Annotated in this window: 21 protein-coding genes; 15 read left to right on the top strand and 6 right to left on the bottom strand. The window is 63.1% G+C overall.

The features are described 5' to 3' along the window. Positions 1-85 precede the first annotated feature (85 nt). The 6 genes from NKI32_RS00740 (at position 86) to NKI32_RS00715 (ending at position 7,150) form a co-directional block, all read left to right on the top strand. Positions 86-1,531: a homospermidine synthase gene (locus tag NKI32_RS00740; protein WP_023828222.1), complete on the top strand. Its 1,446-nt coding sequence runs from the start codon at positions 86-88 to the stop codon at positions 1,529-1,531. Positions 1,532-1,719: 188 nt separating this feature from the next. Continuing rightward, a complete protein-coding gene (locus NKI32_RS00735) occupies positions 1,720-2,097 on the top strand; it encodes an Omp10 family outer membrane lipoprotein (protein ID WP_023683250.1) in 378 nt (125 codons plus the stop codon). Between the two features lie 194 nt (positions 2,098-2,291). Continuing rightward, the gene (locus NKI32_RS00730; protein WP_023695712.1) at positions 2,292-4,319 is read left to right on the top strand and encodes a bifunctional metallophosphatase/5'-nucleotidase; all 2,028 of its coding nucleotides are present in this window, start codon (positions 2,292-2,294) and stop codon (positions 4,317-4,319) included. A gap of 156 nt (positions 4,320-4,475) precedes the next feature. Next, positions 4,476-5,540 carry a ferrochelatase gene (hemH, locus tag NKI32_RS00725; RefSeq protein ID WP_023683248.1) on the top strand — a complete coding sequence of 355 codons (1,065 nt, stop codon included), beginning with the start codon at positions 4,476-4,478 and terminating at the stop codon, positions 5,538-5,540. A gap of 157 nt (positions 5,541-5,697) precedes the next feature. Further along, positions 5,698-6,648 carry an SPFH domain-containing protein gene (locus NKI32_RS00720; RefSeq protein WP_023671952.1) on the top strand — a complete coding sequence of 317 codons (951 nt, stop codon included), beginning with the start codon at positions 5,698-5,700 and terminating at the stop codon, positions 6,646-6,648. Positions 6,649-6,685: 37 nt separating this feature from the next. Beyond that, a complete protein-coding gene (locus NKI32_RS00715) occupies positions 6,686-7,150 on the top strand; it encodes an NfeD family protein (protein WP_023671953.1) in 465 nt (154 codons plus the stop codon). A gap of 87 nt (positions 7,151-7,237) precedes the next feature. Here the strand turns inward: NKI32_RS00715 and NKI32_RS00710 are convergent, their stop codons facing one another. Further along, positions 7,238-8,233: a KpsF/GutQ family sugar-phosphate isomerase gene (locus tag NKI32_RS00710; RefSeq protein ID WP_353001536.1), complete on the bottom strand. Its 996-nt coding sequence runs from the start codon at positions 8,231-8,233 to the stop codon at positions 7,238-7,240. 150 nt (positions 8,234-8,383) lie between these two features. Between NKI32_RS00710 and NKI32_RS00705 the strand changes: the two genes are divergently transcribed. Beyond that, the gene (locus NKI32_RS00705) at positions 8,384-10,168 is read left to right on the top strand and encodes an outer membrane beta-barrel protein (protein WP_353001534.1); all 1,785 of its coding nucleotides are present in this window, start codon (positions 8,384-8,386) and stop codon (positions 10,166-10,168) included. Here the strand turns inward: NKI32_RS00705 and galU are convergent, their stop codons facing one another. Beyond that, the gene (galU, locus tag NKI32_RS00700; RefSeq protein WP_353001532.1) at positions 10,169-11,074 is read right to left on the bottom strand and encodes a UTP--glucose-1-phosphate uridylyltransferase GalU; all 906 of its coding nucleotides are present in this window, start codon (positions 11,072-11,074) and stop codon (positions 10,169-10,171) included. 207 nt (positions 11,075-11,281) lie between these two features. Here galU and NKI32_RS00695 point away from each other — a divergent pair, with 207 nt between their 5' ends. Next, positions 11,282-12,505, top strand: a complete 1,224-nt coding sequence (locus NKI32_RS00695; RefSeq protein WP_353001531.1) for a lytic murein transglycosylase — start codon at positions 11,282-11,284, stop codon at positions 12,503-12,505. Between the two features lie 103 nt (positions 12,506-12,608). Beyond that, positions 12,609-13,796: an SGNH/GDSL hydrolase family protein gene (locus NKI32_RS00690; RefSeq protein ID WP_353001530.1), complete on the top strand. Its 1,188-nt coding sequence runs from the start codon at positions 12,609-12,611 to the stop codon at positions 13,794-13,796. Here the strand turns inward: NKI32_RS00690 and NKI32_RS00685 are convergent. Beyond that, positions 13,793-15,247, bottom strand: a complete 1,455-nt coding sequence (locus tag NKI32_RS00685; RefSeq protein WP_023710939.1) for a glutamate synthase subunit beta — start codon at positions 15,245-15,247, stop codon at positions 13,793-13,795. The genes NKI32_RS00690 and NKI32_RS00685 overlap by 4 nt on opposite strands. A gap of 140 nt (positions 15,248-15,387) precedes the next feature. After that, on the bottom strand, positions 15,388-20,139 hold the full coding sequence (gene gltB, locus NKI32_RS00680; protein WP_353001529.1) for a glutamate synthase large subunit: 4,752 nt from the start codon (positions 20,137-20,139) through the stop codon (positions 15,388-15,390). Positions 20,140-20,647: 508 nt separating this feature from the next. Between gltB and NKI32_RS00675 the strand changes: the two genes are divergently transcribed. Further along, a complete protein-coding gene (locus NKI32_RS00675) occupies positions 20,648-21,697 on the top strand; it encodes a threonine aldolase family protein (protein ID WP_353001528.1) in 1,050 nt (349 codons plus the stop codon). A gap of 18 nt (positions 21,698-21,715) precedes the next feature. After that, positions 21,716-22,612 (top strand): MBL fold metallo-hydrolase, encoded by an 897-nt coding sequence (locus tag NKI32_RS00670; RefSeq protein WP_353001527.1) that lies wholly within the window; start codon positions 21,716-21,718, stop codon positions 22,610-22,612. On the opposite strand, the gene NKI32_RS00665 is transcribed toward NKI32_RS00670, so the two are convergent. Together NKI32_RS00665 and NKI32_RS00660 are read right to left on the bottom strand one after the other, a co-directional pair. Further along, the gene (locus NKI32_RS00665; RefSeq protein WP_023686418.1) at positions 22,609-23,373 is read right to left on the bottom strand and encodes a sulfite exporter TauE/SafE family protein; all 765 of its coding nucleotides are present in this window, start codon (positions 23,371-23,373) and stop codon (positions 22,609-22,611) included. The genes NKI32_RS00670 and NKI32_RS00665 overlap by 4 nt on opposite strands. Positions 23,374-23,530: 157 nt before the next feature. After that, on the bottom strand, positions 23,531-23,998 hold the full coding sequence (locus tag NKI32_RS00660) for an Hsp20 family protein (protein ID WP_023671202.1): 468 nt from the start codon (positions 23,996-23,998) through the stop codon (positions 23,531-23,533). A 457-nt stretch (positions 23,999-24,455) separates the two neighbouring features. Between NKI32_RS00660 and NKI32_RS00655 the strand changes: the two genes are divergently transcribed. From NKI32_RS00655 to NKI32_RS00640, 4 genes are all read left to right on the top strand, one after another. Continuing rightward, positions 24,456-25,415 (top strand): alpha/beta fold hydrolase, encoded by a 960-nt coding sequence (locus NKI32_RS00655; RefSeq protein ID WP_353001526.1) that lies wholly within the window; start codon positions 24,456-24,458, stop codon positions 25,413-25,415. A gap of 161 nt (positions 25,416-25,576) precedes the next feature. Next, complete coding sequence (locus NKI32_RS00650) at positions 25,577-25,747, top strand: hypothetical protein (protein ID WP_023683236.1); 171 nt, start codon at positions 25,577-25,579, stop codon at positions 25,745-25,747. A gap of 3 nt (positions 25,748-25,750) precedes the next feature. Continuing rightward, positions 25,751-25,990, top strand: coding sequence for a DUF1127 domain-containing protein (locus NKI32_RS00645; RefSeq protein WP_023686421.1), 240 nt, complete (start codon positions 25,751-25,753; stop codon positions 25,988-25,990). Positions 25,991-26,117: 127 nt separating this feature from the next. Beyond that, positions 26,118-26,948, top strand: coding sequence for a helix-turn-helix domain-containing protein (locus NKI32_RS00640; RefSeq protein ID WP_353001748.1), 831 nt, complete (start codon positions 26,118-26,120; stop codon positions 26,946-26,948). Positions 26,949-26,955: the final 7 nt, after the last annotated feature.

Below are 26,955 nucleotides of genomic sequence, written 5' to 3'. Positions count from 1 at the left end.
GCTTTATTGTGACAATGATCTATGGTTTGTCGCGCGGCGGTCGAACGGCCGTTTTGGCGCGTTGCTTGAAGGAGTGCTCGATAAAATGGCGAATGAAAACTGGCCCGTTTACGGTGAAATCACCGGCCCTGTCGTGATGATCGGCTTTGGTTCGATCGGACGGGGAACGCTGCCTCTGATCGAGCGCCATTTCAAATTCGACAAGTCGCGCATGACGGTCATCGACCCGCTCGACACCGACCGCAAGCTGCTCGACGAGCGCGGCATCGCCTTCGTGCAGGAGCACGTGACCGAGAAAAACTACAAGAAACTGCTGACGCCGCTTTTGACCAATGGTGGCGGCCAGGGCTTTTGCATCAATCTGTCGGTCGATACCGGCTCGGTCGACCTGATGCGGCTCTGCCGCAAGCTCGGCGTGCTCTACATCGACACCGTCGTCGAGCCGTGGCTCGGCTTCTATTTCGACGCCAAGGCCGACAATGCCAGCCGCACCAACTACGCGCTGCGCGAAGCCTTGATCAAGGAGAAGCACGACAAGCCCGGCGGCGCTACCGCGGTTTCGACCTGTGGCGCCAATCCGGGCATGGTCTCGTGGTTCGTCAAGCAGGCGCTGCTGAACCTTGCCGGCGACCTCGGCCTCGAGTTTTCCGAACCCGCGCAGGACGACCGTGACGGCTGGGCGAAGCTGATGAAGAAGGCCGGCGTCAAGGGCATCCACATCGCCGAGCGCGACACCCAGCGCACCAAGAAGCCGAAGCCGATGAACGTGTTTTGGAACACCTGGTCGGTCGAGGGTTTCATCTCGGAAGGGCTGCAGCCGGCCGAGCTCGGCTGGGGCACGCATGAGAAATGGATGCCGAAGAACGGCAAGGAGCACAAGCATGGCTCCAAGGCTGCGATTTATCTCGAACAGCCCGGCGCCAACACCCGCGTGCGCTCCTGGTGCCCGACGCCGGGCGCGCAATACGGTTTCCTGGTGACGCACAATGAGGCGATCTCGATCGCCGACTTCTTCACCGTGCGCGGTAAGAAGGGCAAGGTGCAATACCGCCCGACCTGCCACTATGCCTATCACCCCTGCAACGACGCCGTGTTGTCACTCCACGAAATGTTCGGCGCTGCCGGCAAGCCGCAGCCGGTCCACCATGTGCTTGACGAAAACGAGCTGGTCGATGGCGTGGACGAGCTTGGCGTGCTGCTCTACGGCCATGCCAAGAACGCCTACTGGTACGGTTCGCAGCTGTCGCTGGCCGAAGCCCGCAAGCTGGCGCCCTACCAGAACGCTACCGGCATGCAGGTCACCTCGGCCGTGCTCGCCGGCATGGTCTGGGCGCTGGAAAACCCGGAAGCCGGCATCGTCGAGGCCGACGAGATGGACTACAAGCGCTGCCTGGAAGTGCAGTCCCAGTATCTCGGACCAGTCAAGGGCTACTACACCGACTGGACGCCGCTCGATAACCGTCCGGGCCTGTTTCCCGAGGACCTCGACAAAAGCGACCCGTGGCAATTCCGCAACATCCTCGTTCGATAGCGGTTCCATACCCCTGCCTCACTGCCTTGCAATCGCCCGGAAATCGGGCGATTGAAGGGATGCGGACGAGAGCAGTGTGCATCCATTTGGACGCACGAGGGACGGCTCTGGAAACATGAGGCCACGCACATCGTGTTCTCCAAAACGTCGTTTGACGATTGGGCCGATGCGTCAGGAGAGGATTTGATATGACGATTGCGCGCAAAATTCTTTCTGCGGGCGCGGCGGGCGCTCTTGCGACGATGCTTGCCGCCTGCACCACCGGCGGCTCCGACGGGCCACCGATCTCATCGCAGGCGCGAGGCGTCGAAGGCTCATGGCTGAACGCCGAAGGCAAGGCGGTCTCGACATTGAACGGCGGCGTCTTCACCACCGTTTCGGCGGAGACCGGTGAGAAATTCGCTGACGGCAGCTACACCAAGACCGGCGCCACCTCGGTCGAGATCAACGGAACCTCGCTTATCCGGCAGCAGCCAATCGCTTTCAACTGCCTGCTGGTGTCCATAAACCAGCTGAATTGCACCAGCTCCGCCGGGCAGAACTTCGTGCTGACCAGGCGCGGCTGAACCTTTCCCATGCGGCTTTGCGCATGGCGGCGGCGCGATGCCGCCGCCTTTTTATGCCGGCAAACCGACCGGTTATCCGCCCTGATTCTTCTTGCATCGCCACAACCGCGATGTGAACATACCCGAAATGCTGGCTGTTATCCTGCAGTCGGGCAAGAGCGTTAAACGCCTTTGATCATATCCGGGAGACGAAGATGAAGAAGCTCGCCGCCATTGCCGCCCTCTCTGCCTCGACACTCGGCCTGTCGGCCGCACCATCCTTTGCCGACTACACGTTGAACATCCTGCATTTCAACGATTGGCACAGCCGCATCGAAGGCAACAACAAATACGAGTCGACCTGCTCGGCCGAGGAAGAGACCAAGGGTGAGTGCATCGGCGGCGCCGGCCGGCTGGTCACCGCGATCGCACAGGAGCGCAAGAAGCTCGAAGGCCAGAACGTGCTGCTGCTCAATGCCGGCGACAGCTTTCAGGGATCGCTGTTCTACATCACCTACAAGGGCACGGCGGAGGAGGAATTCCTCAATCAGATCAAGCCCGACGCGGTGACGCTCGGCAACCACGAATTCGACGATGGCGAGAGCGCGCTGGTGCCTTATCTCGACAAGGCGAAGTTCCCGATCGTCAGCGCCAATGTCGTGCCCAACGACAAGTCCGGCGCCGCAGGCAAGATCAAGCCGTCGATTGTGCTTGAGGTCGGCGGCCAGAAGATCGGCATTGTCGGCGCCGTGACCAACGACACGCCGGAACTCGCCTCTCCCGGCCCCAACATTACCATAGAGGACGACGTGAAGTCGATCACCGCCGAGGTCGAGAAGCTGAAGGCGCAAGGCGTCAACAAGATCATTGCCGTCACCCATATCGGCTACAGGCGCGAGCGCGATGTCATCGCCAAGATCCCGGGCATCGATGTGGTGGTCGGCGGCCACAGCCATTCGCTTCTGTCCAACACCGACCCGAAGGCGGAAGGCCCCTATCCGACGATGGTCGACAACCCCGACGGCTCCAAGGTGCCTGTCGTGCAGGCCGCGTCCTATTCGAAATATCTCGGCGAATTCAAGGTCGTGTTCGACGACAATGGCAACGTCAAGGAAGCCAGCGGCGACCCGATCTTCCTCGACAAGTCGATCACTCCCGATCCGGCCGTTCTTGCCCGCATCAAGGAACTCGGTGCGCCGATCGAGGCGCTGAAGAACAAGGAAGTGGCCGAGACCACCGAGGCCATCGACGGCAGCCGCGAAAGCTGCCGCACCAAGGAATGCGCGATGGGCAACCTCGTCTCCGACGCCATCCTCGACCGCGTCAAGGGACAGGGCGTCGAGATCGTCGTCTCGAATGGCGGCGGCCTGCGTGCTTCGATCGACAAGGGCACCGTCACCATGGGCGAGGTGCTGACCGTGCTGCCGTTCCAGAACACGCTGGCGACCTTCCAGATTTCCGGCAAGGATCTGGTTGCCGGGCTGGAAAACGGCGTCAGCCAGGTCGAGGACGGCGGCGGCCGCTTCCCGCAGGTGGCAGGTCTCAAATACTCGTTCGACAAGTCGGTCGCGCCCAATGCCGGCCGAGTCAAGTCGGTCGAGGTGATGCAGAACGGTGCCTGGGCGCCGATCAATCCGGACAAGGACTATCTGGTCGCCACCAACAATTACGTCCGCCAGGGCGGCGACGGCTACAAGGTCTTCGCCGAGAAGGCCAAGAACGCCTATGATTACGGCCCGGGCCTCGAACAGGTGGTCGCCGACTATCTCGCCGCGCACCGGCCCTACACGCCCAAGCTCGACGGCCGCATCACCGAGGTTGCCGCAACCGTAGCGGCTGCCCCGGCCGCCGAGCCGGCAAAACCAGCCGAACCGGCACCTGCTCCAGCGGAACCGGCAAAACCGGCCGAGGCTGCACCGGCGGAGCCGGCGATGCCCGCATTGCCGGCAGGCTCCGGCGACATCACCACCACGCCGCCGACTGTCCCGGCGGAAACCGCCCCGGCAACGCCGGCTCCGGCCGAACCGGCAAAACCGGCCGAAGCCGCACCTGCTCCGGCAAAGCCGGCTGACGCCGCCCCGGCCGAAGCCAGCCATGTCATCGTCGCCGGCGATACCTATTGGGATCTCGCCAAGAAGGCCTACGGCGACGGCGCCAAGTGGAAGGTGATCTCCGAGGCCAACAAAGGCTACGAACCACGCCGGCTTCCTGTCGGCGCGACCTTGACCATTCCGGCGAAGTAACCTCGCTTCGCACTCACGACCAGCAAAACCCGTCCGGGTAACCGGACGGGTTTTTGGCTTTCAAGGTAAGGTGCGGCCAGACGCAGCATTGAAAACTTGCTCCGCATCGCTAGGTTCGCCCGACATCGTCGGTTTTCGCGGTGTCGGGAGACCTTCATGACGCTTTCCACGCCTGTCGACCCCAAAGCCGCGAAAGCGCTCGACCCGCTACCGGCCGGACATCCGCCGGTAAAGGCAGGCAAGATCGGCGTCATGTTGGTCAATCTCGGCACGCCGGACGGCACCGATTTCAAGCCGATGTGGCGCTATCTCCGCGAATTCCTGTCCGATCCGCGGGTCATCGAGCTCAACAAGGCGATCTGGTATCCGATCCTCTACGGCTTGGTGCTGACCACGAGACCGAACAAGTCCGGCGCCAATTACGCCAGGATATGGAACCGCGAGAGGAACGAGTCGCCGCTGCGCACCTACACCCGGGCGCAGGGCGAAAAGCTGGCCGCAGCGCTCATCGACCTACCCGATGTCGTGGTCGACTGGGCGATGCGCTACGGCAACCCCTCGACCGCGAGCGTCGCTCAAAGGCTGGTCGAGCAAGGCTGCGACCGCATCCTGTCGTTCCCACTCTACCCGCAATACTCCGCGACCACCACCGCGACCGCCAACGACCAGCTGTTTCGCGCCTTGATGAAGATGCGCCGCGCGCCTGCCGTGCGCAGTGTTCCGCCCTACTATGACGAGCCGGTCTACATCGAGGCGCTCGCCCATTCGATCGAACGGCATCTGGCAACGCTAGACTTCGAGCCCGAGGTGGTCATCACCTCCTATCACGGCATCCCGAAGCCCTATTTCGAGAAGGGCGATCCCTATCACTGCCATTGCCAGAAGACGACACGGCTGTTGCGTGAACGACTGGGGTGGGATGAAAAGAAGCTGATCATCACCTTCCAGTCGCGCTTCGGCGCCCAGGAATGGCTGCAGCCCTACACCGACAAGACGGTCGAGAAACTGGCGAAGGACGGCGTGAAATCGATCGCCATCGTCAACCCAGGCTTTTCCGTCGACTGCATCGAGACGCTGGACGAAATCGGCCGCGAGGCGGCCGAGACCTTCCATCACGCCGGCGGCGAGAAATTCGCCCACATCCCGTGCCTCAACGACAGTGCAGAAGGCATGGCGGTGATCGAGGCGATGGTGCGGCGCGAGCTGTCGGGCTGGGTCTGAGGCCGCCACGTTGCGCGATCGATCGCCGCAGTTGCGCTATTCCATGCACTAATAATCAACGATCACCTGATTGTAACATTATTGAAACACACCTAAGTGTTTGGTGAAGTCGGTTGCATGGAATCAACGCCATGGCCGGCATCTGAGGGAGATTCAAATGGACTTCAGTGGTTTCGGTATTGCGATTGGTGCGCTTGCCTTTCTGGTATTGGTGCTTCTTATCAAAGGCATCCGGACAATCCCGCAAGGCTATAATTATACGGTGGAGCGCTTTGGTCGTTACACCAAAACACTAAGCCCCGGCCTCAACCTGATCGTGCCGTTCGTCGACCGAATCGGCGCCAAGATGAACATGATGGAGCAGGTGCTCGACGTTCCGAGCCAGGAAATCATCACGCGCGACAACGCCATTGTGGGCGTCGACGGCATCGCCTTCTACCAGATCCTCAATGCGGCCCAGGCCGCCTACCAGGTCGCCGGCCTGGAGAACGCCATCCTCAATTTGACGATGACCAACATCCGTACCGTCATGGGTTCGATGGACCTCGACGAACTGCTGTCGAACCGCGACGCCATCAACGAACGGCTGCTGCGCGTCGTCGACGAAGCGGCGCATCCGTGGGGCATCAAGATCACCCGCGTCGAGATCAAGGACATCAATCCGCCGGCCAACCTCATCGAATCGATGGGCCGTCAGATGACCGCCGAACGCAACAAGCGTGCGCAGATCCTCGCCGCCGAAGGCCTCAAGCAGTCGCAGATCCTCGAGGCCGAGGGCCGCAAGGAAGCCGCCTTCCGCGACGCCGAGGCGCGCGAACGCTCGGCCGAAGCCGAAGCGCGAGCCACCCAGGTTGTATCGGAAGCCATCTCCAAGGGCGACGTGCAGGCACTCAACTACTTCGTGGCGCTGAAATACACTGAAGCGATGGGCAAGATCGGCACCGCCAACAACAGCAAGGTCGTGCTGATGCCGATGGAAGCCTCGGCGCTGATCGGCACGCTCGGTGGCATAAGCGAGATCGCCAGGGAGGTGTTCCGCAGCGAAGGCACCGCCGGCGCCGCCAGGCAGGCCGCCCGCCCTCCGGTGGTTCGCCCAAGCGAGAATTGAGGCTAGCTGAGAACTGAGATCATAGGAGCGCACTCCCATGTTCGACCGCATCATTTCCGAACTTGGTCCGTGGAACTGGATGGTTCTGGGCTTCGTCCTCCTGGTGATGGAGGTCATCGCGCCAGGAATATTCATGCTGTGGATCGGCATCGCCGCATTGGTGATCGGTGTGATTTCCCTGCTCGTCTGGGACGCAAGCTTCTGGGCCTGGGAAGTCCAGGTCCTCGCCTTCCTGGCCCTGTCGCTGGTCTCGGCCTTTGCCGGAAAGAAGCTGGTTGGTGGGCGTAATACCCCTAGCGACCAGCCGCTGCTCAACCGGCGCGGCGCGCAGTTGGTCGGCAGGATGGCAACGCTGGCCGAGCCGATCAAGGACGGTCGCGGCCGCATCAAACTCGGCGACACACTGTGGCGCGTCTCCGGTCCCGACCTGCCGGCCGGCACGCAGGTGCGCGTCGTCAGTTCGGCCGACACCGATCTGGAACTGACCGTCGAGGCAGTTTGACATTTCGAAAGCGCATGCCGCTTTCGATCCGGAAAATCAGGCCGCGTCGCCTAGGGCTTCCCGAACGCGACGCGTCCTTTGATTTTTTCAGGCGGCGCCGATGCGCAGCAGGTCGTGCAGATGAACCAGTCCCACGAGCCGCCTGCCTTCGACCACCATCAGGCTCGTAATGGCCGAATTGTTGATAATCTGCAGCGCCGTCGCCACCAGCGTGTCCGGTGTGGCCGTCTTCGGCTTTTTCGTCATCACCTGATCGACGCTCATTTCCATGAGATTGCTGCCGATGTGACGCCTGATGTCGCCATCGGTGATGATGCCCACCAACGCGCCATCCGTCGTCGCGATCGCCACGCAGCCGAAGCCCTTGTTCGACAATTCGAGGATCGCCTCGCGCATGCCCGTGCCGGAAGCCACCAGCGGCAGCCTTTCGCCGACATGCATGATCTCGTGGATCTGCGTGAGATTGGCGCCGAGCTGGCCGCCGGGGTGGAATGTGCGGAAATGGTCGGGCGTGAAGCCGCGCGCTTCAAGCAGCGCGATAGCCAGCGCATCGCCGACCACCAGTTGCAGCAGGGTCGATGTCGTCGGCGCCAGGCCGTGCGGGCAGGCTTCCGGCACGGACGGCAGGAGCAGCACCACGTCGGCCGCGCGCGCCAGCGCCGAGGCCGCGCCCGCGGTAATCGCAATCAGCGGGATCGAGAAGCGCCTGGAATAGGCGACGATGCCCATCAATTCTCTGCTCTCGCCGGACCATGACATGGCGATGATGGCATCGTCTCTGGCGATCATGCCAAGGTCGCCATGATTGGCCTCCGCCGGATGGACGAAGAAGGCAGGCGTGCCGGTCGAAGCCAGACTGGCCGCGATCTTAGTGCCGATATGGCCGCTTTTGCCGACGCCGGTGACTATGACGCGGCCATTGATGCGCGACACCATGTCGACGGCGCGGGCGAAAGGTTCGGCCAGTTCGTTCTCCAGCGCGGCGGCCAATGCCGCCACGCCGGCCTGTTCCGTGGCTACCGTTCTCAGCGCCGAGGCGATCGAAGCCTCCAAAGGCTTCTTTTCTTGGGATCCCGCATGCATGGCTGATGCGATTAGCGCTTTGCCGTTCGCCTGTCCAACAGAATTGCCGTCCAGCCATGTCCGACAGGCCGCCCTTCAACCCTCCGTTAACCATCCCCGTTTACGGTTCGGTAAGTATGGCGCGCTTGCGCCGCGCAAGCAGTGGTGACGATGTCGCGGGCCCAGCCTCAAGAGAAAAAAGGTCGAACGGGCAGAGCCTTTTGCGCTCTGCTTCTGGCGACGAGCGTGCTCGCTTTGCTGCGGCCAACTGCGCTTCATGCCCAGGAGACGGAGCTGCGCGGTGAAGTTTCGGAATCGGCGATCCTGTCCGACCAGCAGCGCCGGGCCAGGCAATTGAGCAAGGCCAACACGCAGGTCAAGCCCGCCCCTGCCGACACCGCCCCCACGGGAAACACGCCAACCGCCTATGTGCCGGCCAGCGATGGCGCCTTGCCTGACGACACCGACCCGTCACAGGCCGGCGCAAACAGCATTTTCGACCCGCCGGCGACCATCGACGATTCGTTCACCGACAAGCCGCCAACCGTCCAGCCACGCCGTCCGTCGACGGCAAAGCAACGCGCCGCCGCGGATGCAGACAAGGCCAAGGACAAAACCAAGGCTGCCGACAAGAAGAAGCCTGGCAAAGCCACGGACCAGACCACCACCGGAACGACCCCGGACGGCACTGCGGCAGGCGACGCCGATCAGGACACAGCTAACCGCCGTGTCCTCACCGTCGACGGCGTCGACCGACGAAAGCTCGACCCCGGCGCCGAGCGCACCGACGCCATCGAGGGCCAGAAGAAGAAGCTCGAGGACGACCCGTACGCGGCAACCGGCATCAAGGTCGGCTCGTTCCTGCTGCGGCCGACGCTCGAGCAGGGCGTTGCCGTCACGTCGAACGCCGATTCCAGCGCTGGCGGCAAGTCGGCGGTGCTGTCCGAAACGGCGCTGCGTTTCTCCGCCGCCTCCGATTGGCGCGAGAATTCGGCGGTCATCGACGGCTACGGCAATTTCCGCAACACCATTTCGGGCCAGAAGATCAATGAGGCACGCGGCCGTATCCAAGGCACGTACAATGTCGACCTCGACAATGAACTGCGCGCCATCGCCAAGCTCGGCTACGAGATTGCGCCGGAATCGGCCTCCGCGCCCGACGCCATTGCCGGCGTCAAATCGCAGCCGATCCGCCAGACGGTCGACGGCAGCCTCGGCGTCGAGAAGGACGTTGGCAAGATGCGCTTTGCGCTGACCGGCGCAGTCTCCCGCGACATCTATGGCGATGCCGAACTTACCGATGGCACGTCGCTGTCGCAGAAGGACCAGGACAACACGCTCTATACCGCAACGTTGCGGACCGGCTATGAAATTTCCCCGGCTCTGACGCCCTTTGCTGAGATTGAGCTCGGCCGCCGGGTATATGACCAACGGATCGACAACAAGGGCTTCGAGCGCTCTTCGACCCGGCTTGGCGCGCGCGCCGGTATCGAAGTCGACATGGGCGAGAAGCTCAAGGGTGAGTTCTCGGCCGGCTGGCTGAGGGAGGCGATCGACGACAAGAACCTGGAGGCGATTTCGGGAGCCACCATCAATGCCGACCTCAAATGGTCGCCCGAGCGCGGTACCATCATCGGCCTCACCGGGCGAACCACGGTCGAAGGCACGACGAATGCCGGTAAGAGCGGCGACATCCTCTATTCCGGCCGCCTCACCGGCGAGCGGCAGATCCGCGCCGACCTGACCGGCAACGCAGCCCTTGGGCTCGACTGGCGCAATTACACCGGCTCCGACGGCCATGACATGACGCTGAGTGCAGAGGCCGGGCTGACCTGGTGGCTGAACCGCTATGTCGGCCTCACCAGCCGCGCCCGCACCGAAAAGCTGACCAGCAATCTGCCCGGGCGCAACTACACCGCCAACAGCATCTATTTGGGGCTGAAGCTGCAGCGGTAGCTAAAAAGCAGCGCCGCGACGCTCGGACGGCTTCATCTCATCGAGCAGCGTGCGGATGACGCCGGCCATGTTCTCGTTCATGTCGCTGCGCCACAGCGCGAAGGCGACATTGGCCTCGACGAAGCCTTCCGGCGAGCCGCAATCGAAGGTGCGGCCCTGAAAGTGGTAGCCAAAGAAGGGCTGCTGCTTTTGCAGCTTCAGCATCGCGTCGGTGAGCTGGATCTCGTTGCCGGCGCCCTTTTCCTGGCTTTCGAGGATCTTGAAAATCTCGGGCTGCAGGATGTAGCGGCCGTTGATGTAGAGATTGGACGGCGCGGTGCCGGTCTTCGGCTTTTCGACCATCTCGGTGATGCGGAAGCCGTGATGCGTGTCCTCGCCGCGGCCGACAATGCCATATTTGTGGGTCTCGGCCGGATCGCATTCCTGCACGGCGATGATGTTGTTGCCGGTCTCCTCGTAGAGCTCGACCATGGCCTTCGTGCAGCTCTTTTCCGACTGCATGATCATGTCGGGCAGCAACAGCGCGAAGGGTTCCTCGCCGACCAGTTCGCGGGCGCACCAGACGGCGTGGCCGAGCCCCATCGGCACCTGCTGGCGGGTGAACGAGGTCTGCCCCGGCGCCGGCTGCAGCCGCTGCAGGCGGGCCAGCTGCTCGTCCTTGCCGCGCTGTGCCAGCGTATCATAGAGCTCGAACTGGATATCGAAATGGTCTTCTATGACCGCCTTGTTGCGGCCGGTGACGAAGATGAAATGTTCGATGCCGGCCTCGCGCGCCTCATCGACGACATACTGGATGACCGGCCGGTCGACGACGGTCAGCATCTCCTTGGGAATGGCCTTGGTGGCCGGGAGAAACCGTGTGCCGAGACCGGCGACCGGGAAAACTGCCTTGCGAACTCGCTTCATGCGTCAATTATCCGTTTGAGGGCGTGCCCGGCAATCCCGCCTCGGGACATTTTCGCGCCGGAATTGGGGATTATCGGGCCATTGAGGGAAACATCAACCGGTAAAGCATCCAGGTGTCTTTTCGTTCCAGGCGCCGCCTATGGTAAACCAATTGCTAACCCGGTTCGGCGATGAATGGTCTTTCCTGAGATAGAGAAAGGGGAAAATATGTCCGTTCGCAGTGCCGCAAAACTCTTTACCAGCGTGCTGACGGCGGCCAGCCTCTCGCTCGCCTTGCTGATGCCGGCCGGACCGGCCTTCGCCGATGCCGGTTTTCGGCAATGGGTCGCCGGCTTCCGCGCCACCGCCGTGGCGGGCGGCGTTTCCGGCGCGGTCTACGACCGGGCGTTCCGGGGCATCAATGAACCCGACCCGGTGGTGCTGGAAAAGGCACGCACCCAGCCCGAATTCACCGCACCTGCCTGGGACTATTTCGACAACCGCGTCCACGACCAGTCCGTTGCCGTCGGCCAGCAGATGGCCAAAAAATGGAAGCCGTGGCTGGAACGGATCGAGGCGAGGTTCGGCGTCGACCGCTACATCCTGCTCGCCATCTGGTCGATGGAATCGAATTACGGCGAGATCCTCAAGCGCGACGACATCATGCGCAATGTAATCCGCTCGCTGGCAACCCTCGCCTATGGCGACCCGAAGCGTTCGAAATTCGCCCGCACCCAATTGGTCGCGGCGCTGAAAATCCTGCAGACCGGCGACATCGACGAAAGCCACCTGATGGGCTCCTGGGCCGGCGCCATGGGCCAGACCCAGTTCATCCCGACCAGCTACCAGCATTATGCCGTCGACATGGACGGCAACGGCAAGCGCGACATCTGGAATTCGATCCCCGATGCGTTGGCGACATCAGCCAATCTGCTGAAGAAGAATGGCTGGCAGGGCGGCAAGACCTGGGGCTACGAGGTTACCATTCCAGCGGGCAAACTGCCTGCCGGCTCGAAGACATTGGCGCAGTGGCAGGCCCTCGGCGTGGCCAGGGCCGATGGCAAGCCGTTCAAGAACGCAACCGACAAGGCGACCCTGAAAGTGCCGGACGGCCGCGGCGGACCGGCCTTCCTGATGATCAAGAACTTCTCCGTCATCAAGGCCTACAACAACGCCGACAAATATGCCCTGGCCGTCGGCCTTCTTGCCGACGAAATCGCCGGTTCTAATGGTCTGGTGCAGGACTGGAAGCGGCCTTTCACCAAACTGTCCTTCGAGGAAAGGCAGGAGTTGCAGAAGCGGCTTTCGCAGCACGGACTTTACGACGGCAAGTTCGACGGCAAGATCGGTGACGGCACGAAAACCGCCATCATGACCTATCAGGCAACGGTCGGCTTGACCCAGGACGGGTATCCGAGCATGGAAGTGCTCAAATGGCTCAGAAAGAAATAGAGCCATCGGCAGCGCCGCGCATTGCGGCGCGCAAGGGATGCCGTAGCATCGGTCTGTGCATGATCCCCTGCGAGGGCCATGCACCAAGGGATGGAGAGGGTGCTTGGTTTCGGCAGCGCGTATCCGTGTGATCGTTTTCCGCTTGCCGATCCTCGTTCTGGCCATCGTTGTCCTGGCGACGGGACTCGCCGGCAGTTTCCACACACCGGCTTTGGCGCAGGAACAACCGCAGAACCGCGGCTGGTCGCTGCGCGACCTTCTGTTCCCGCGCCGCAGCGAACGCATCGAGCCGCCGCTCGACATCCGCAAGGCAAAGCCGAAGGTCAAGAAGAAGCCCCGTGCACCCATTGAACCTTCCGCTCCGATTGTCGAGAAGACACCGGATGCCCGCGTCATTCTGGTGATCGGCGATTTCATGGCCAACGGCCTGGCCGAAGGCCTCGAAACAGCCTTTGCCGACAATGCCAACGTCAGGATCGTCGAGCGCGCCAACGGTTCTTCGGGTTTCGTGCGCGATGATGTCTACAACTGGCCCGAACAGGTCAAATCGCTGGTCGAGACCGAAAAACCCTCCGTGGTCGTCGTCATGCTCGGCTCCAACGACCGCCAGCAGATGCGCGTCAACGATGTGCGCGAGCAGCCGCGCTCCGAGAACTGGACCAAGGAATACGAACGCCGGACCGAAGCCTTGGGAAAGGCACTGGCGGCGACCAAGGTGCCTTATCTGTGGGTCGGCATGCCAGCCTTCAAGACGCCGAAGATGACCTCCGACATGCTGGCATTCAACGACATCTACCACTCGGCTGCCGAGAAGAACGGCGGCGAATTCGTCGATGTCTGGGATGGGTTCGTCGACGAGAACGGCGCCTTTGTCTCGACCGGCCCCGACATTAACGGCCAGGCCGTGCGGCTGCGCTCCGACGACGGCATCAACGTCTCGAAAGCCGGCAAGCGAAAGCTCGCCTTCTACACCGAAAAGCCGCTGGCCAAGATCCTCGGCCTGGCAGCGCCGGGAAGCGTGGTGACGGCTGCCGCACCGGCCGGCGCCCCGGTCGAGGCGCCGTCGCTGCCCGCCGCCCCGATCGTGGTCGACCGCACCGTTCCAATGCTGCTCAACGATCCGGCGCTCGACGGCGGTACCGAACTTCTCGGTGCGGCGGCGGCGCCGAAAGCCAATCCGGATCTGCCCGGCGAAAAACTAATCCTCGAAGGCAAGGCGCCCGAGGCCTCGCCCGGCCGCGCCGACGACTTCTCGTGGCCGCCCAAGGCCGCTGCCGCGATCAACCGTTAACGGGGGAGTACCGTCGACCCCATCAGCGCTTCATCGATCGAGCGCGCGGCCTGGCGGCCTTCGCGGATCGCCCACACAACCAGCGACTGGCCGCGGCGCACATCACCTGCGGCGTAGAGCTTGTCGACGCTGGTCTTGTAGTCGCGATCATTGGCTTCGACATTGCGGGAACGGCGGCTGTCGGTGGTGATTTTCATCTCACCGTCCAGCTCTTTCGCGACGCCCACGGCGGCCGGGCCGGCAAAGCCGATGGCGATGAAGGCGAGGTCTGCACGGATGACGAATTCGGTGCCGGGGATAGGCTTGCGCTTCTCGTCGACCTCGCAGCATTTGACGCCGGTCAGTTGGCCGTCCTCGCCGATGAATTCTAGCGTCGCCACCTGGAATTCGCGCTCCGCGCCTTCGGCCTGTGAGGACGAGGTGCGCATCTTGGTCGCCCAGTAGGGCCAGACCGAAAGCTTGTCTTCCTTCTCCGGCGGCTGCGGGCGGATGTCGAGCTGGGTGACGCGCACCGCGCCCTGGCGGAAGGCGGTGCCGACGCAGTCGGACGCGGTATCGCCGCCGCCGACGACGACGACATGCTGGCCGCCGGCGATGATCGGATGCGACGGCCAGGCCACCGACTGGATCGGCTCGCCGCCGACGCGACGGTTCTGCTGCACCAGATAGGGCATGGCGTCATAGACGCCGCCGAGATCGTCGCCCGGAATATTGGCCGGACGCGGCGATTCCGAACCGCCGCAATAGAGCACCGCATCATATCCGGCGAGCAACTCTGCCACCGGCTTGTCGACGCCGACATTGACGCCGCAATGGAAGGTCACGCCCTCGCCCTGCATCTGCTCGATGCGGCGGTCAATATAGTGCTTCTCGATCTTGAAGTCGGGAATGCCGTAGCGCATCAGCCCGCCGGGGCGGCTTTCGCGCTCATAGACGCTGACCTCGTGGCCGGCGCGGCCAAGCTGCTGCGCCGCCGCCATCCCTGCCGGGCCGGAGCCGATGACAGCGACCCGCTTGCCCGTCTTCTTCTCTGGCGGATAAGGCCGGATATGGCCGGTTTCATAAGCCTTGTCGGCGATTGCCTGTTCGACAGTCTTGATGGCAACCGGAATGTCCTCAAGGTTCAGCGTGCAGGCTTCCTCGCAGGGCGCGGGGCAGATGCGGCCGGTGAACTCGGGGAAATTGTTGGTCGAATGCAGGTTGCGGATCGCATTGTCCCAGTCGCCATTGTAGACGAGGTCGTTCCAGTCCGGGATCTGGTTGTGGATCGGGCAACCGGTCGGCCCGTGGCAGAACGGGATGCCGCAATCCATGCAGCGCGCGGCCTGTTTCTCGACCTCCTTGTCCGACATCGGCAGCGTGAATTCGCGGAAATGCCGGATGCGGTCGGAGGCCGGCTGGTACTTGTGCACCTGCCGGTCGATTTCGAGAAAGCCTGTTACCTTGCCCATAGTCCAGTTCCTGCTGTCCAGATGGTGCGGTTTTCGCACCCGCTAACCCCTTGAGGCAGCCGTGGCAACCTTGCATCCGAGGTCAAACTGTCGCTGAAAGTTCCGCCGGGAAGCCTGCGCCTCCCGGCAAGTCGAAAAACCTATTCCGCCGCCACGCCCATGCGCATGCGTTCCATCTCGATCAGCGCGCGGCGGTATTCGACCGGCATGATCTTGCGGAATTTCGGCCGGAAGGTCGTCCAGTCGTCGAGTATCTCGCGGCCGCGTACCGAACCGGTGAAATGGACGTGGTTCGAGATAAGCTGGTAAAGCCGTTCCTCGTCATGGGTGGTCATGTCGCCCGAGACGTCGACGCGACCCTTGTGGTCGAGGTCACCGCCATGATGCAGCAGCCTTTCCATCAGATCGTCTTCTTCCGGAACCGGCTCCAGCTCGACCATCGCCATGTTGCAGCGCGCGGCGAAATCGCCGGCCTCATCCAGAACATAGGCCACGCCGCCCGACATGCCGGCAGCGAAGTTGCGACCGGTCTGGCCGATGACGACGACGATGCCGCCGGTCATGTATTCGCAGCCATGATCGCCGACGCCTTCAACGACGGCGGCGACGCCCGAATTGCGCACCGCGAAGCGCTCGCCGGCGACACCTGCGAAATAGGCCTCGCCCTCGGTCGCGCCATAGAGGACGGTGTTGCCGACGATGATCGATTCCGCCGCGACGATCCTGGACTCCTCCGGCGGCCGGATGACGATGCGTCCGCCCGAGAGGCCCTTGCCGACATAGTCGTTGGCCGCACCGACGAGATCGAACGAGATGCCGCGCGCCAGGAAGGCGCCGAACGACTGGCCGGCGGTGCCGGTCAGCTTCACCTGGATCGTGTCCTCGCGCAGGCCCTTGTGCCTGAAGCGCTTGGCGACTTCGCCCGACAGCATGGCGCCCGTGGAGCGATCGACATTGCGGATGTCGACCTCGATCTTGACCGGCTGCTTGCTTTCGAGCGCGGGCTTCGCCAGTTCGATCAGCTTGCGATCGAGTACATCGTCGATCGGGTGTTTCTGCCGTTCGGTCCAGTGCACCGCCTCATGCGGCGCGTCCGGCTTGAAGAACATCTTGCCGAAATCGAGCCCACGCGCCTTCCAATGCTGGATCATCTCGCGCTTTTCCAGCAGGTCGCTGTCGCCGATGATCTGATCGATATGGGTGTAGCCTATCTCGGCCAGCAGCCCCCTCACCTCTTCCGCAACATAGAAGAAGAAGTTGATGACATGCTCGGGCGTGCCCTTGAAACGCTTGCGCAGAACCGGGTCCTGCGTCGCGACGCCGACCGGGCAGGTGTTCAAGTGGCACTTGCGCATCATGATGCAGCCGGCCGCGATCAGCGGCGCGGTCGAGAAGCCGAACTCGTCAGCGCCGAGCAGCGCACCGATGATGACGTCGCGCCCCGTGCGCAAGCCGCCATCGACCTGCAGTGCAACGCGCGAGCGCAGCCCGTTCAGCACCAGCGTCTGGTGCGTCTCGGCAAGGCCCATTTCCCATGGACTGCCGGCATGCTTGAGCGAGGTCAGCGGCGACGCGCCGGTGCCGCCATCATAGCCGGAGATGGTGATGTGGTCGGCGCGCGCCTTGGCGACGCCCGCCGCGACCGTGCCGACACCGACTTCCGACACCAGCTTTACCGAGACATCGGCCGCCGGGTTGACGTTCTTCAGATCGTAGATCAGCTGCGCCAGATCCTCGATCGAATAGATGTCGTGATGCGGCGGCGGCGAGATCAGGCCGACGCCAGGCGTCGAGTGCCGGACCTTGGCGATGGTGGCGTCGACCTTGTGGCCGGGCAGCTGGCCGCCCTCACCGGGCTTGGCGCCCTGCGCGACCTTGATCTGCATGAGATCGGAATTGACGAGATACTCGGCGGTGACGCCAAACCGCCCCGAGGCGACCTGCTTGATCGCCGAACGTTCGGGGTTCTTGCTGCCGCCGGGCAGCGGCAGATAGCGGTCGGCCTCTTCGCCGCCCTCGCCGGTGTTCGACTTGCCGCCGATCTGGTTCATGGCGCGCGCCAGCGTCGTGTGTGCCTCGCGCGAGATCGAGCCGAACGACATCGCCCCGGTCGAGAAGCGCTTGACGATATCGGCCGCCGACATCACGTCCTCTATCGCCACCTTCTTGCGGCCGGTCTCTTCCGCAAGCTTGATCCTGAACAGGCCGCGTATGGTCTGGGCACGGGCCGTCTCGCTGTTGATCTGCGCGGAATACTCCTTGAACGTCTCCCACGAGCCCTGGCGCACGGCGTGCTGCAAGGTGGCGACGGCGTCGGGCGACCACATATGGGCTTCGCCGCGCATGCGGTACATGTACTCGCCGCCGACCTCGAGGCTGTTGCGCAGCACCGGATCGTTGCCGAAACCGTCGGTGTGGCGGCTGAGCGTCTCAGCCGCGACCTCGTCCAGGCCGACACCTTCGATCAGCGTCGCTGTGCCGGTGAAGTACTTCTCGACGAAATCCGACTTCAGCCCGATGGCGTCGAATATCTGCGCGCCGCAATAGGACTGGTAGGTGGAGATGCCCATCTTCGACATCACCTTGAGGATGCCCTTGCCGATCGACTTGATGTAGCGCGAGACCACCTCGTAGGCGTCAACCTCAGCCGGCAGTTCGCCACGCTTGTGCATGTCGAGCAGCGTATCGAAGGCAAGGTAGGGGTTGATCGCCTCGGCGCCGTAGCCGGCGAGACAGCAGAAATGATGCACTTCGCGCGGCTCGCCGGATTCCACGACCAGGCCGACCGCGGTGCGCAGACCCTTGCGGATCAGATGGTGGTGCACGGCAGCCGTCGCCAGCAGTGCCGGAATGGCGATACGGTCGGGACCGACCTGGCGGTCGGACAGGATGATGATGTTATAGCCGCCGGCGACAGCGGCTTCCGCCCGCTCGCACAGACGTTCGACCGCGCCCTGCATGCCGGCAGCGCCCTCGCTCGACCCGTAGGTGACGTCGATGGTCTTGGTGTCGAAACGGTCCTCGGTGTGGCCGATCGAGCGGATCTTTTCCAGATCGCCATTGGTCAGGATCGGCTGGCGCACTTCGAGCCGCTTGCGGCGCGAATTGCCGACCAGGTCGAAGATGTTCGGCCGCGGCCCGATGAACGACACCAGGCTCATCACCAGCTCCTCGCGGATCGGGTCGATCGGCGGGTTGGTGACCTGGGCGAAATTCTGTTTGAAATAGGTGTAGAGCAGCTTCGACTTGTCCGACATCGCCGAGATCGGCGTGTCGGTGCCCATCGAACCCACGGCTTCCTGGCCGGTGGTCGCCATCGGCGACATCAACAGCTTGGTGTCTTCCTGCGTGTAGCCGAAAGCCTGCTGGCGATCGAGCAGGCTGACATCCTTGCGCAGCGCGCGCGGCTCGACCGGCTTCAGATCCTCGAGGATCAGCTGCGTGTTGTTGAGCCAAGTCTTGTAGGGATGCCTGGTGGCGATCTCCGACTTGATCTCCTCGTCGGAAATGATGCGGCCCTTGGCGAGGTCGATCAAAAGCATGCGGCCGGGCTGCAGCCGCCACTTCTTGACGATCCTCTCCTCCGGCACCGGCAGCACGCCGGCCTCTGACGCCATGATGACGCGGTCGTCGTCGGTGACGATGTAGCGCGCCGGCCGCAGCCCGTTGCGGTCGAGCGTGGCGCCGATCTGGCGGCCGTCGGTGAAGGCGACCGCGGCCGGCCCGTCCCACGGCTCCATAAGCGCTGCATGGTATTCGTAGAAAGCCTTGCGATCGGCATCCATCAGCTTGTTGCCGGCCCAGGCTTCCGGGATCAGCATCATCATGGCGTGGCTGAGGCTGTAGCCGCCCTGGAACAGGAATTCGAGCGCATTGTCGAAGCACGCCGTGTCGGACTGGCCGTCATAGGAGATCGGCCACAGCTTGGAGATGTTGTTGCCGAACAGTTCGGAATCGACCGAGGCCTGGCGCGCCGCCATCCAGTTGTTGTTGCCGCGCACCGTGTTGATCTCGCCATTATGCGCGACCATGCGGTAGGGGTGCGCGAGCTTCCATGACGGGAAGGTGTTGGTCGAGAAGCGCTGGTGGACGAGGATCAGCGCGGTCTCGAAACGCGGATCCGACAAATCCTTGTAATAGGCGCCGACCTGGTAGGCCAGGAACATGCCCTTGTAGACGATGGTACGCGCCGATAGCGACACACAGTAGGCGCCGATATCCTTGTTGTTGTTCTCGGCGTAGATGCGGCCGGAAATCACCTTGCGCAGCAGGTACAGCCTGGCCTCGTATTCCTCGTCATCTGGAATGTCCGATGTGCGGCCAATGAAGACCTGGCGATGGAACGGTTCGGAGGCCGCAATATCGGGCGCCTTCGACAGCGATGAATTGTCGACCGGCACGTCGCGAAAGCCGAGCAGCGGCAGCCCTTCTGACTGCGCCGATTCGGCGATGATCTCTTCGATATGGGCGCGCAGTGCCGCATCCTGCGGCATGAACCAGTGGCCGACGCCGTATTGGCCTGCCGCCGGCAGTTCGACGCCCTGGGCCGCCATCTCTTCGCGGAAGAAATGATCGGGAATCTGCACCAGCACGCCGGCGCCGTCGCCCATCAGCGGATCGGCGCCGACAGCGCCGCGATGCGTCAGGTTTTCGAGCACGAAGAGCCCGTCCTTGACGATCTGGTGCGACTTCACGTTCTTCATGTTGACGATGAAGCCGACGCCGCACGCGTCATGCTCGTTGCGCGGATCGTAGAGACCCTGCGCGGCCATGCCATTGGTGGTCAGGCCGTTGGTGGTCTGGCCTTCTTTGGTCAGAACGGTATTTTTAACGGCTGCCGCTTTCGTCTGCGCGGCCTGGCCGATAATCGCAGATGGCGTCAGTTCCGTCATCGTCCTGTCCTCCGTTCCGGCCCCTTGCACGTCTAGCATTTGGGGCGCTGGTCTACCTTGGGAAGCGACTGGCTTCCGCTCTCATCTTGCGGCACGTCTTTTCGAAATCCTTGGCGGACCGTGCGGTGCACCGCCGGTTCGTATCCGGTATCGTACAGGCCACAGCCGAGCCGTCTACCCGTCGCTCGCGGCAACGGCCGGAGTGGCCCAAATGATACGCCAATCCAGCCTGACTTGTGCGACAAAATAAGACAGCACTACTGTCCTAAATTTTTATGGCAGAAATCCTGGGCGCACACAAGACCGATTCACCAAATTCTTGGACGTTTGGCGACAGAAAATTACGTCGGGCGCTGTTGAAACGAAATTTCGGTCCCGGCACTCCTTCGTGATCGCCTTTGGCTTTACCGCTTTTTCAACCCTTGGCCCTTGCGCGTCAAACCCCGAAACGGCCATGGTCGCGCTCTTGTCGCAACCAGACTTTCTCAACCAGGCAGGGACTTTCCTGATGTTCTTTGCATCCGACAACTGGGCGGGCGTCCATTCCAACATTGCCGCCGGGCTGTCAGCCAATGCTGGCGGCTTTTCGACCGCCTATGGCGATGGCGATCTCGACCGGGCCGTCTACCAGCGTTTCAGCGAGATCTTCGAACGCGAGGTCGCGGTGTTCTTCGTCGCTACCGGCACGGCGGCCAACTCGCTGTCCCTGGCCGCTTACAACAAGCCCGGCGGCATTTCCTTTGCGCACCGCGAATCGCACATCATCGAGGACGAATGCGGCGCGCCGGAATATTTCAGCGGCGGCTCGCGTCTCCATGCTGTCGACGGCACCCTGGGCAAGATCGATCCGCACAATCTTGAACGCGCCGTCGCCCGTTTCGCACCCGAAATCGTCCATTGGGGACGCCCGACGGCCGTCTCGATCACCCAATCGACCGAAGTCGGCACAGTGTACGGGCTCGACGACATTTCCACCATTTCGGAGATCGCCAAACGCTTTTCCCTGCCGCTGCATATGGACGGCGCCCGTTTTGCCAACGCATTGGTCGCGCTTGAGACGACGCCGGCCGAAATGACCTGGAAGCGCGGCGTCGATATCGTCTCGTTCGGCGGCACCAAGAACGGCTGCTGGTGCGCCGAAGCGCTGGTGCTGTTCGATCTAGACCGCGCCAAGGAGCTGTCCTTCCTGCGCAAGCGCGCCGCACAGCTGTTCTCCAAGTCGCGCTTCATCGCAGCGCAGTTCGACGCCTACTTCACGGACGGCCTGTGGCTGGACATGGCCCGTCATGCCAATGCCATGGCCGCGCGCCTGGCGGCTGCGATCGAGGATTCGGCAACGGCTAAGCTCGCCTGGTTGCCGCAGGCCAACGAGGTGTTCGCGGTGATGAAAAAGGCGGAAGCCGAAAGGCTGCAATCCGTCGGCGCCGCCTTTTACGACTGGCACAGGCCGCACGGCTTCGACGGCCATGTCGGCGACGACGAGTTGCTCTATCGCTTCGTCACGAGCTTTGCCACGACTTCAGATGAGGTCGACCGCTTCGGCCAGATGATCGCCTGAACCCGCGAGACCGCGCCAATGACAAAGCCACCTCTCGGCTCAACCGTCCGGCTGGTTCGCCCGTCGCCAAACGTGCTCGGCTTCTACGATGGCCGCATCGACGGCGTTCGCGCCTGGTCGGACGAGCCGAACTGGCTGGACGACGGTGCCTATGCCCTCGGCATCCGCACCTATGCGATCGTCGATGGCTCGCAGGCGCTGGTCTACGACACGCATATTTCGCTGCCCCACGCGCGCTTCATCAGGCAGACGCTCGAAGACATGGGGGTCAGCTCGATCCGGGTGGTGCTCAGCCACTGGCATGACGATCATGTTGCCGGCAATGAGGTGTTTCAGGATTGCGAGATTATCGCCAACACGCTCACCGCCTCGGCGCTCGCGAACAACCGGGCTGAGATCGAAAGCGGTGTTCCACCGATCAAGCCTCTCGTGCTGCCGAACAGGACCTTCGCAGGCAGTCTTGACCTCGCCGTTGGATCGATCGCCGTCGAACTGCGTCAGGTCGAAATCCACAGCCATGACGGCACGGTGCTGTTCATGCCCGAAACCGGCCTGCTCCTGGCGGGCGACACGCTCGAGGATCCGATCACCTATGTCAGCGAGGCGGATCGGCTGGCGCAACATCTGGACGATCTCGAACGCATGGCCGGCTGGTCGATAGACCGCATCTTGCCCAATCACGGCTCGCTCGAAGCGATTGAGCGAGGCGGCTACGACAAAGGCCTCATCGCCGCGACGCAAGCCTACGTTCAAAAACTGCTTCGCTGCCGGCGTGAGCCTGATCTTGCGAAGCAGGATCTGAAAACCTGCGGCGCCGACATATTCGCCACGGGCGCGGTCGAGTACTTCGCGCTGTACGAGCCCGTCCACCGGCAAAACGTCGAGGCCGTTCTCGCAACCGGCACCGGTGGCTAAGCAAGGAAAGGCCGCGCCAAAAGCTCGAGGCCAAGCAAGATCAGGAAAACAAGAAACCAGCGCCGGAAGGTCGCCGGGCTGATCCGCTGCCGGAGCAACTGTCCGAGCCACATGCCGAGCAAGGCCGGCGCAACCGCCAGCGACGACATGGCGACATGCCCGACCTGGAACGCGCCGTGCGAGGCAAGGCCGGCAGCGAGCGCGATCGTCGACACGGTGAAGGACAGGCCGAGCGCCTGGATCAGATCGTCACGGCTCAAGCCCAGCGCCTGAATGTAAGGTACAGCGGGCACGACGAACACGCCGGTGCCGCCGGTGACGATGCCGGTAAGGAAACCGACGATGGGCGACGACCAGCGCTCGGCTGACGCGGGAACCGTCAACTGCCGCGCCAGCAGCGTATAGACGGCATAGACGATCAGCGCCGCCCCGAGGCCGGCCGTCGTCCATTTGACATTGTCGCTGGCCAGCAGCCATGAGCCGGCCAGCGTGCCGGCGACGATGCCGACCATCATCAGCCACAGCCGCCTGAGGATCCATCCGAAGCTCGGGCCGGCAAACAGCTGCCAGATATTGGTGACGAAGGACGGCACGATCAGCAGCGAAGCCGCGGCGACCGGCGGCATGATTGTGCCCAGCAGCCCCATCGCCAACGTCGGCAGTCCCATACCGGTAACGCCCTTGACGATGCCGGCCAGCAGGAAGGTCACCGCAATGGTTGCCGTTAGGGCCAGGGAAAAATCAGCCGAGAGATCAGACATCGCCCTTCATGGGAAGACGGCGCCCGCCGCAAAAGAGCCAGAACTCTTCGGTTGGCGTGACAGAGGCTGCGGCGAAAAAAAGCGGCGCCTCGCGGCGCCGCTTTCGTCTCGGGAGGAGACGCTTTCAACCTTGGGCGTTGTGACGCCGCCGTCTTGATCACGCGGCGTTCTTGGCCTCGATCTGCTTGGCGTTGGCCGAAGAGGCGGTAATCGCGATCTTGCGCGGCTTCAGCTCCTCGGGGATGTTGCGCTTAAGGTCGACGAAAAGCAGGCCGTTCTTCAGGGTGGCGCCGACGACCTCGACATGGTCGGCAAGCTGGAAGCGGCGCTCGAACGAACGCGAGGCAATGCCGCGGTAGAGCAGCTCGGAGCCTTCGCCATTGCCCTCTTCCTTGCGCTCACCCTTGACGGTCAGCACGTTGCGGTGGGCTTCGATCGAAATCTCTTCGTCCGAGAAGCCGGCAACCGCCATCGAGATGCGATAGGCGTCCTCGCCGGTGCGCTCGATGTTGTAGGGCGGATAGGTCTGCGCGCCATCAGGCTGGGCCAGCGAGTCGAGCATGGTGAACAGTCGGTCGAAGCCGACGGTCGAGCGATAGAGCGGGGAAAAATCAACGTGACGCATGAGGTGTTCTCCTGTTGAGCAACATGTTTGCGTGTGGCCGGTGCGAAACCCTGGAAAGGCGTTTCGGTGGACCAGCAGCCCCAAGATCGGCGGCTGCATCCGACATTTGGGGAGCGCAAAAGCGCATTTCAAGGATTTTCGAAGAGCGCCAATCGAGGCGTCGATGAACGGCAGATGAACCGCCGCTTCGGCGCCCGTTCAGCCGGCCGGCGCTAGAGTGCCCCACGATAAAGAACCAGGCGGCGCCGGATGAAAGCGCCGCGACGAGGCCGACCGGGTGTAATGTCCCTTCCTCCCGGATCGACAGAGGCCGGAAGCACGCCGCCGCAGGCTGCTTCCGGCCTTGCTCGTTGTTCGTCCGCCCCCTTGGCGCCCTCCCTTTGCTTTTCATCCATTGGCGTCTATCACCATGCCGACGCCCCTGCCGGGTGAGACACCACGAACACGCAAGCGCCTAATGACGGATCTCTTCCATCCCACGCCAGGCAATCCGCCGCCGCAAAATGTCGGCGGCGGCTTTTTCACCACGCGCGACGGCAAGAAGATCCGCTACGGCCTGTTTCCCGCGGTCACCCGGCCGCTGAAAGGCACCGTCGTGCTGCTGCCCGGCCGCAACGAGTGCATCGAGAAATATTTCGAAACCATCCGCAACCTGACCGACCGCGGCCTCGGCGTCGCCACCCTCGACTGGCGCGGCCAGGGCGATTCCGACCGGCTGATCGCCGACCCGCAACGCGGCTATGTCCGCTCCTTCTACGATTACACCGGCGACCTCGAACAGTTCTTCGAGGATATCGTGCTGCCCGACTGCCGCGGCCCGTATTACATCCTCGCCCATTCCATGGGCGCCGTGATCGCGCTGCTCGCGGCGCCGTCGATGGTCAACCGGGTGCGTCGCATGGTGCTGATTGCGCCTTTCCTGACGGTGCCCGACTCGCCCGTGTCGGCAAAAACGGCGCGCCGCGTCTGCTCGGTATTGTGCTTTCTCGGCCTCGGCCGACTCTACGCCGCCTGGGGTCCGCGTCCCAGGGAAACCCTGCCCTTCGCCCTCAACAAGGTGACATCGGACCCCGAGCGCTATCAGCGCAACACGAAAATCTACGAGCACTATCCGCAACTGGCGCTCGGCGGGCCGACGATCCGCTGGCTGCAGGCGGCAATCAAGGCAGGCGAAGCCATCAGCGAGCCCGACTTCATGGCCAGGATCCAGGTGCCGCTGCTGATGATCGCCGCCGGCGCCGATCAGGTCGTCTCGACCAAGGCCGTGGAAGCCTATGCCAGGCGTCTGCGTCTGGGCTCGCTGCTGATGATCGATGGCTCGAAACACGAGATCCTGCAGGAGGCCGATGTCTATCGCGAGCAGTTGCTCGCCGCCTTCGACGCCTTCATACCCGGCAACGACGACCCGACAGCCTGATGCCGCCGGCGCTGCATGTTGCGGCGCCTTGAGCTTGCGCCTGCTGACAGCCTTCTGTCAGGAGCAGCGCCGGCAGCACACAAAGAGCTAAAGATTCTGACAGCCGGTGCCGCCCCGGAATGTTCATCTCTCCGCGTACTGAACGCCAAGGAGATGACGTCATGACCGAGAAAACCTGCGCTGCCTGCGATTGCCAGCTGGACGCCAACCCGATCCGCGTCAAGGTCGGCGGCAAGACCGTCGAGGTCTGCTGCGAGGAATGCGCGATTGCGCTGAACGAAGCCGGCGCCTCAGTGGCCGGCGCATCAGTGGCCGGCAACGGGGAAGCCTGAGCGATGCGCCCCGATCATGCAGCGGCGGCGCAATGCCTCGCACATCAGCCGACAACTCAAACCGCGACGTTCCGGCGGTCCTTGCGGACACAAGGCATCGCGGCGGCCAACTGGATCGGCCGTCAACTGGAAAGGCGCCGAAGCCGCCTTGCCTTGCTCGAAATGACCGACGAACAGCTCAAGGACATCGGTCTGTCGCGCAGCGACGCTCACTGCGAATACATGCGCCGTTTGTGGGACTGAGCCATGGCCGTTACGAAGAGCCCGACAGGTGAAGTCTCCTGACAGGTTTGGACAAGCCAATCGCCTAAATGTGCCGGAGCAGCTTTCGGTGCAAGGGTAGAATGCAACGGCCATGTCTCAGCTCACCATGTCGCAGTTCACGGTACAGACGCTTCTGGACACCGGCACCGTCAGGGTGAGGGATGTCCTCTGCAGCGGCGAATGCCGGCACAAGAGCGAAGAAGAGTGCACCGCTGCTACGCATCTTGTGTTTCCCTATCGCGGCGTCTTCGTGCGCCATGTCGGCCGCAACGATGCGGTCGCCGAAGCCAACCAGTTGTTGTTCTTCAACAACGCCGAAGGCTACCGGATCAGCCATCCCGTCGAGGGTGGCGATTCCTGCCTCGATCTCGTTGTCGAGGAGGCGCTACTGCAGGAGCTGACGCCGAAGGAGCAGTTGCGCTCGGGCAGCGCCGTGGCGTTTCGTCGTCAGCGCCGCCGCATCGACCCGCGGGCTCAGGCGCTGGTGGCGGTGCTGCGCCACAGCCTGAGCCGCAACATTGCCGAAACGCTGGAGGCCGAAACCCTTGCGCTGACGCTGGTGCGGCGCTCCCTCGGCGAGCGCACCTCGCATGCCGCCGGCGCAAGCGCTGGCCGGCAGAAGCTGGTCGATCGCGCCAAGCTCGTCCTGTCCTCGGATCTTTCGCGGCGCTGGACGCTGGCCGAGATCGCCGCTGAAGTCGGGGTATCACCGGTTTATCTCACGCAGGTTTTCCAGCAGGTCGAGGCGATGCCGCTCTATCGCTACCATCTGCGCCTGCGGCTGGCGCGCGCGCTCGACCTGCTTGGCCGCTACGACAATCTGACCACGCTCGGCCTGGACCTCGGCTTCTCCAGCCACAGCCATTTCAGCTCAGCGTTCAGGCAGGTCTACGGGCGAACGCCGGCGGAATTCCAGCGCTCGATCAAGCCGCGCTGATCGGGTC

The organism is Mesorhizobium sp. M0761, from assembly GCF_040320205.1.
GTDB lineage: Bacteria > Pseudomonadota > Alphaproteobacteria > Rhizobiales > Rhizobiaceae > Mesorhizobium.
The sequence above is the reverse complement of the archived record's forward strand: the minus strand, read 5'-3'. Positions and strand labels throughout refer to the sequence as shown.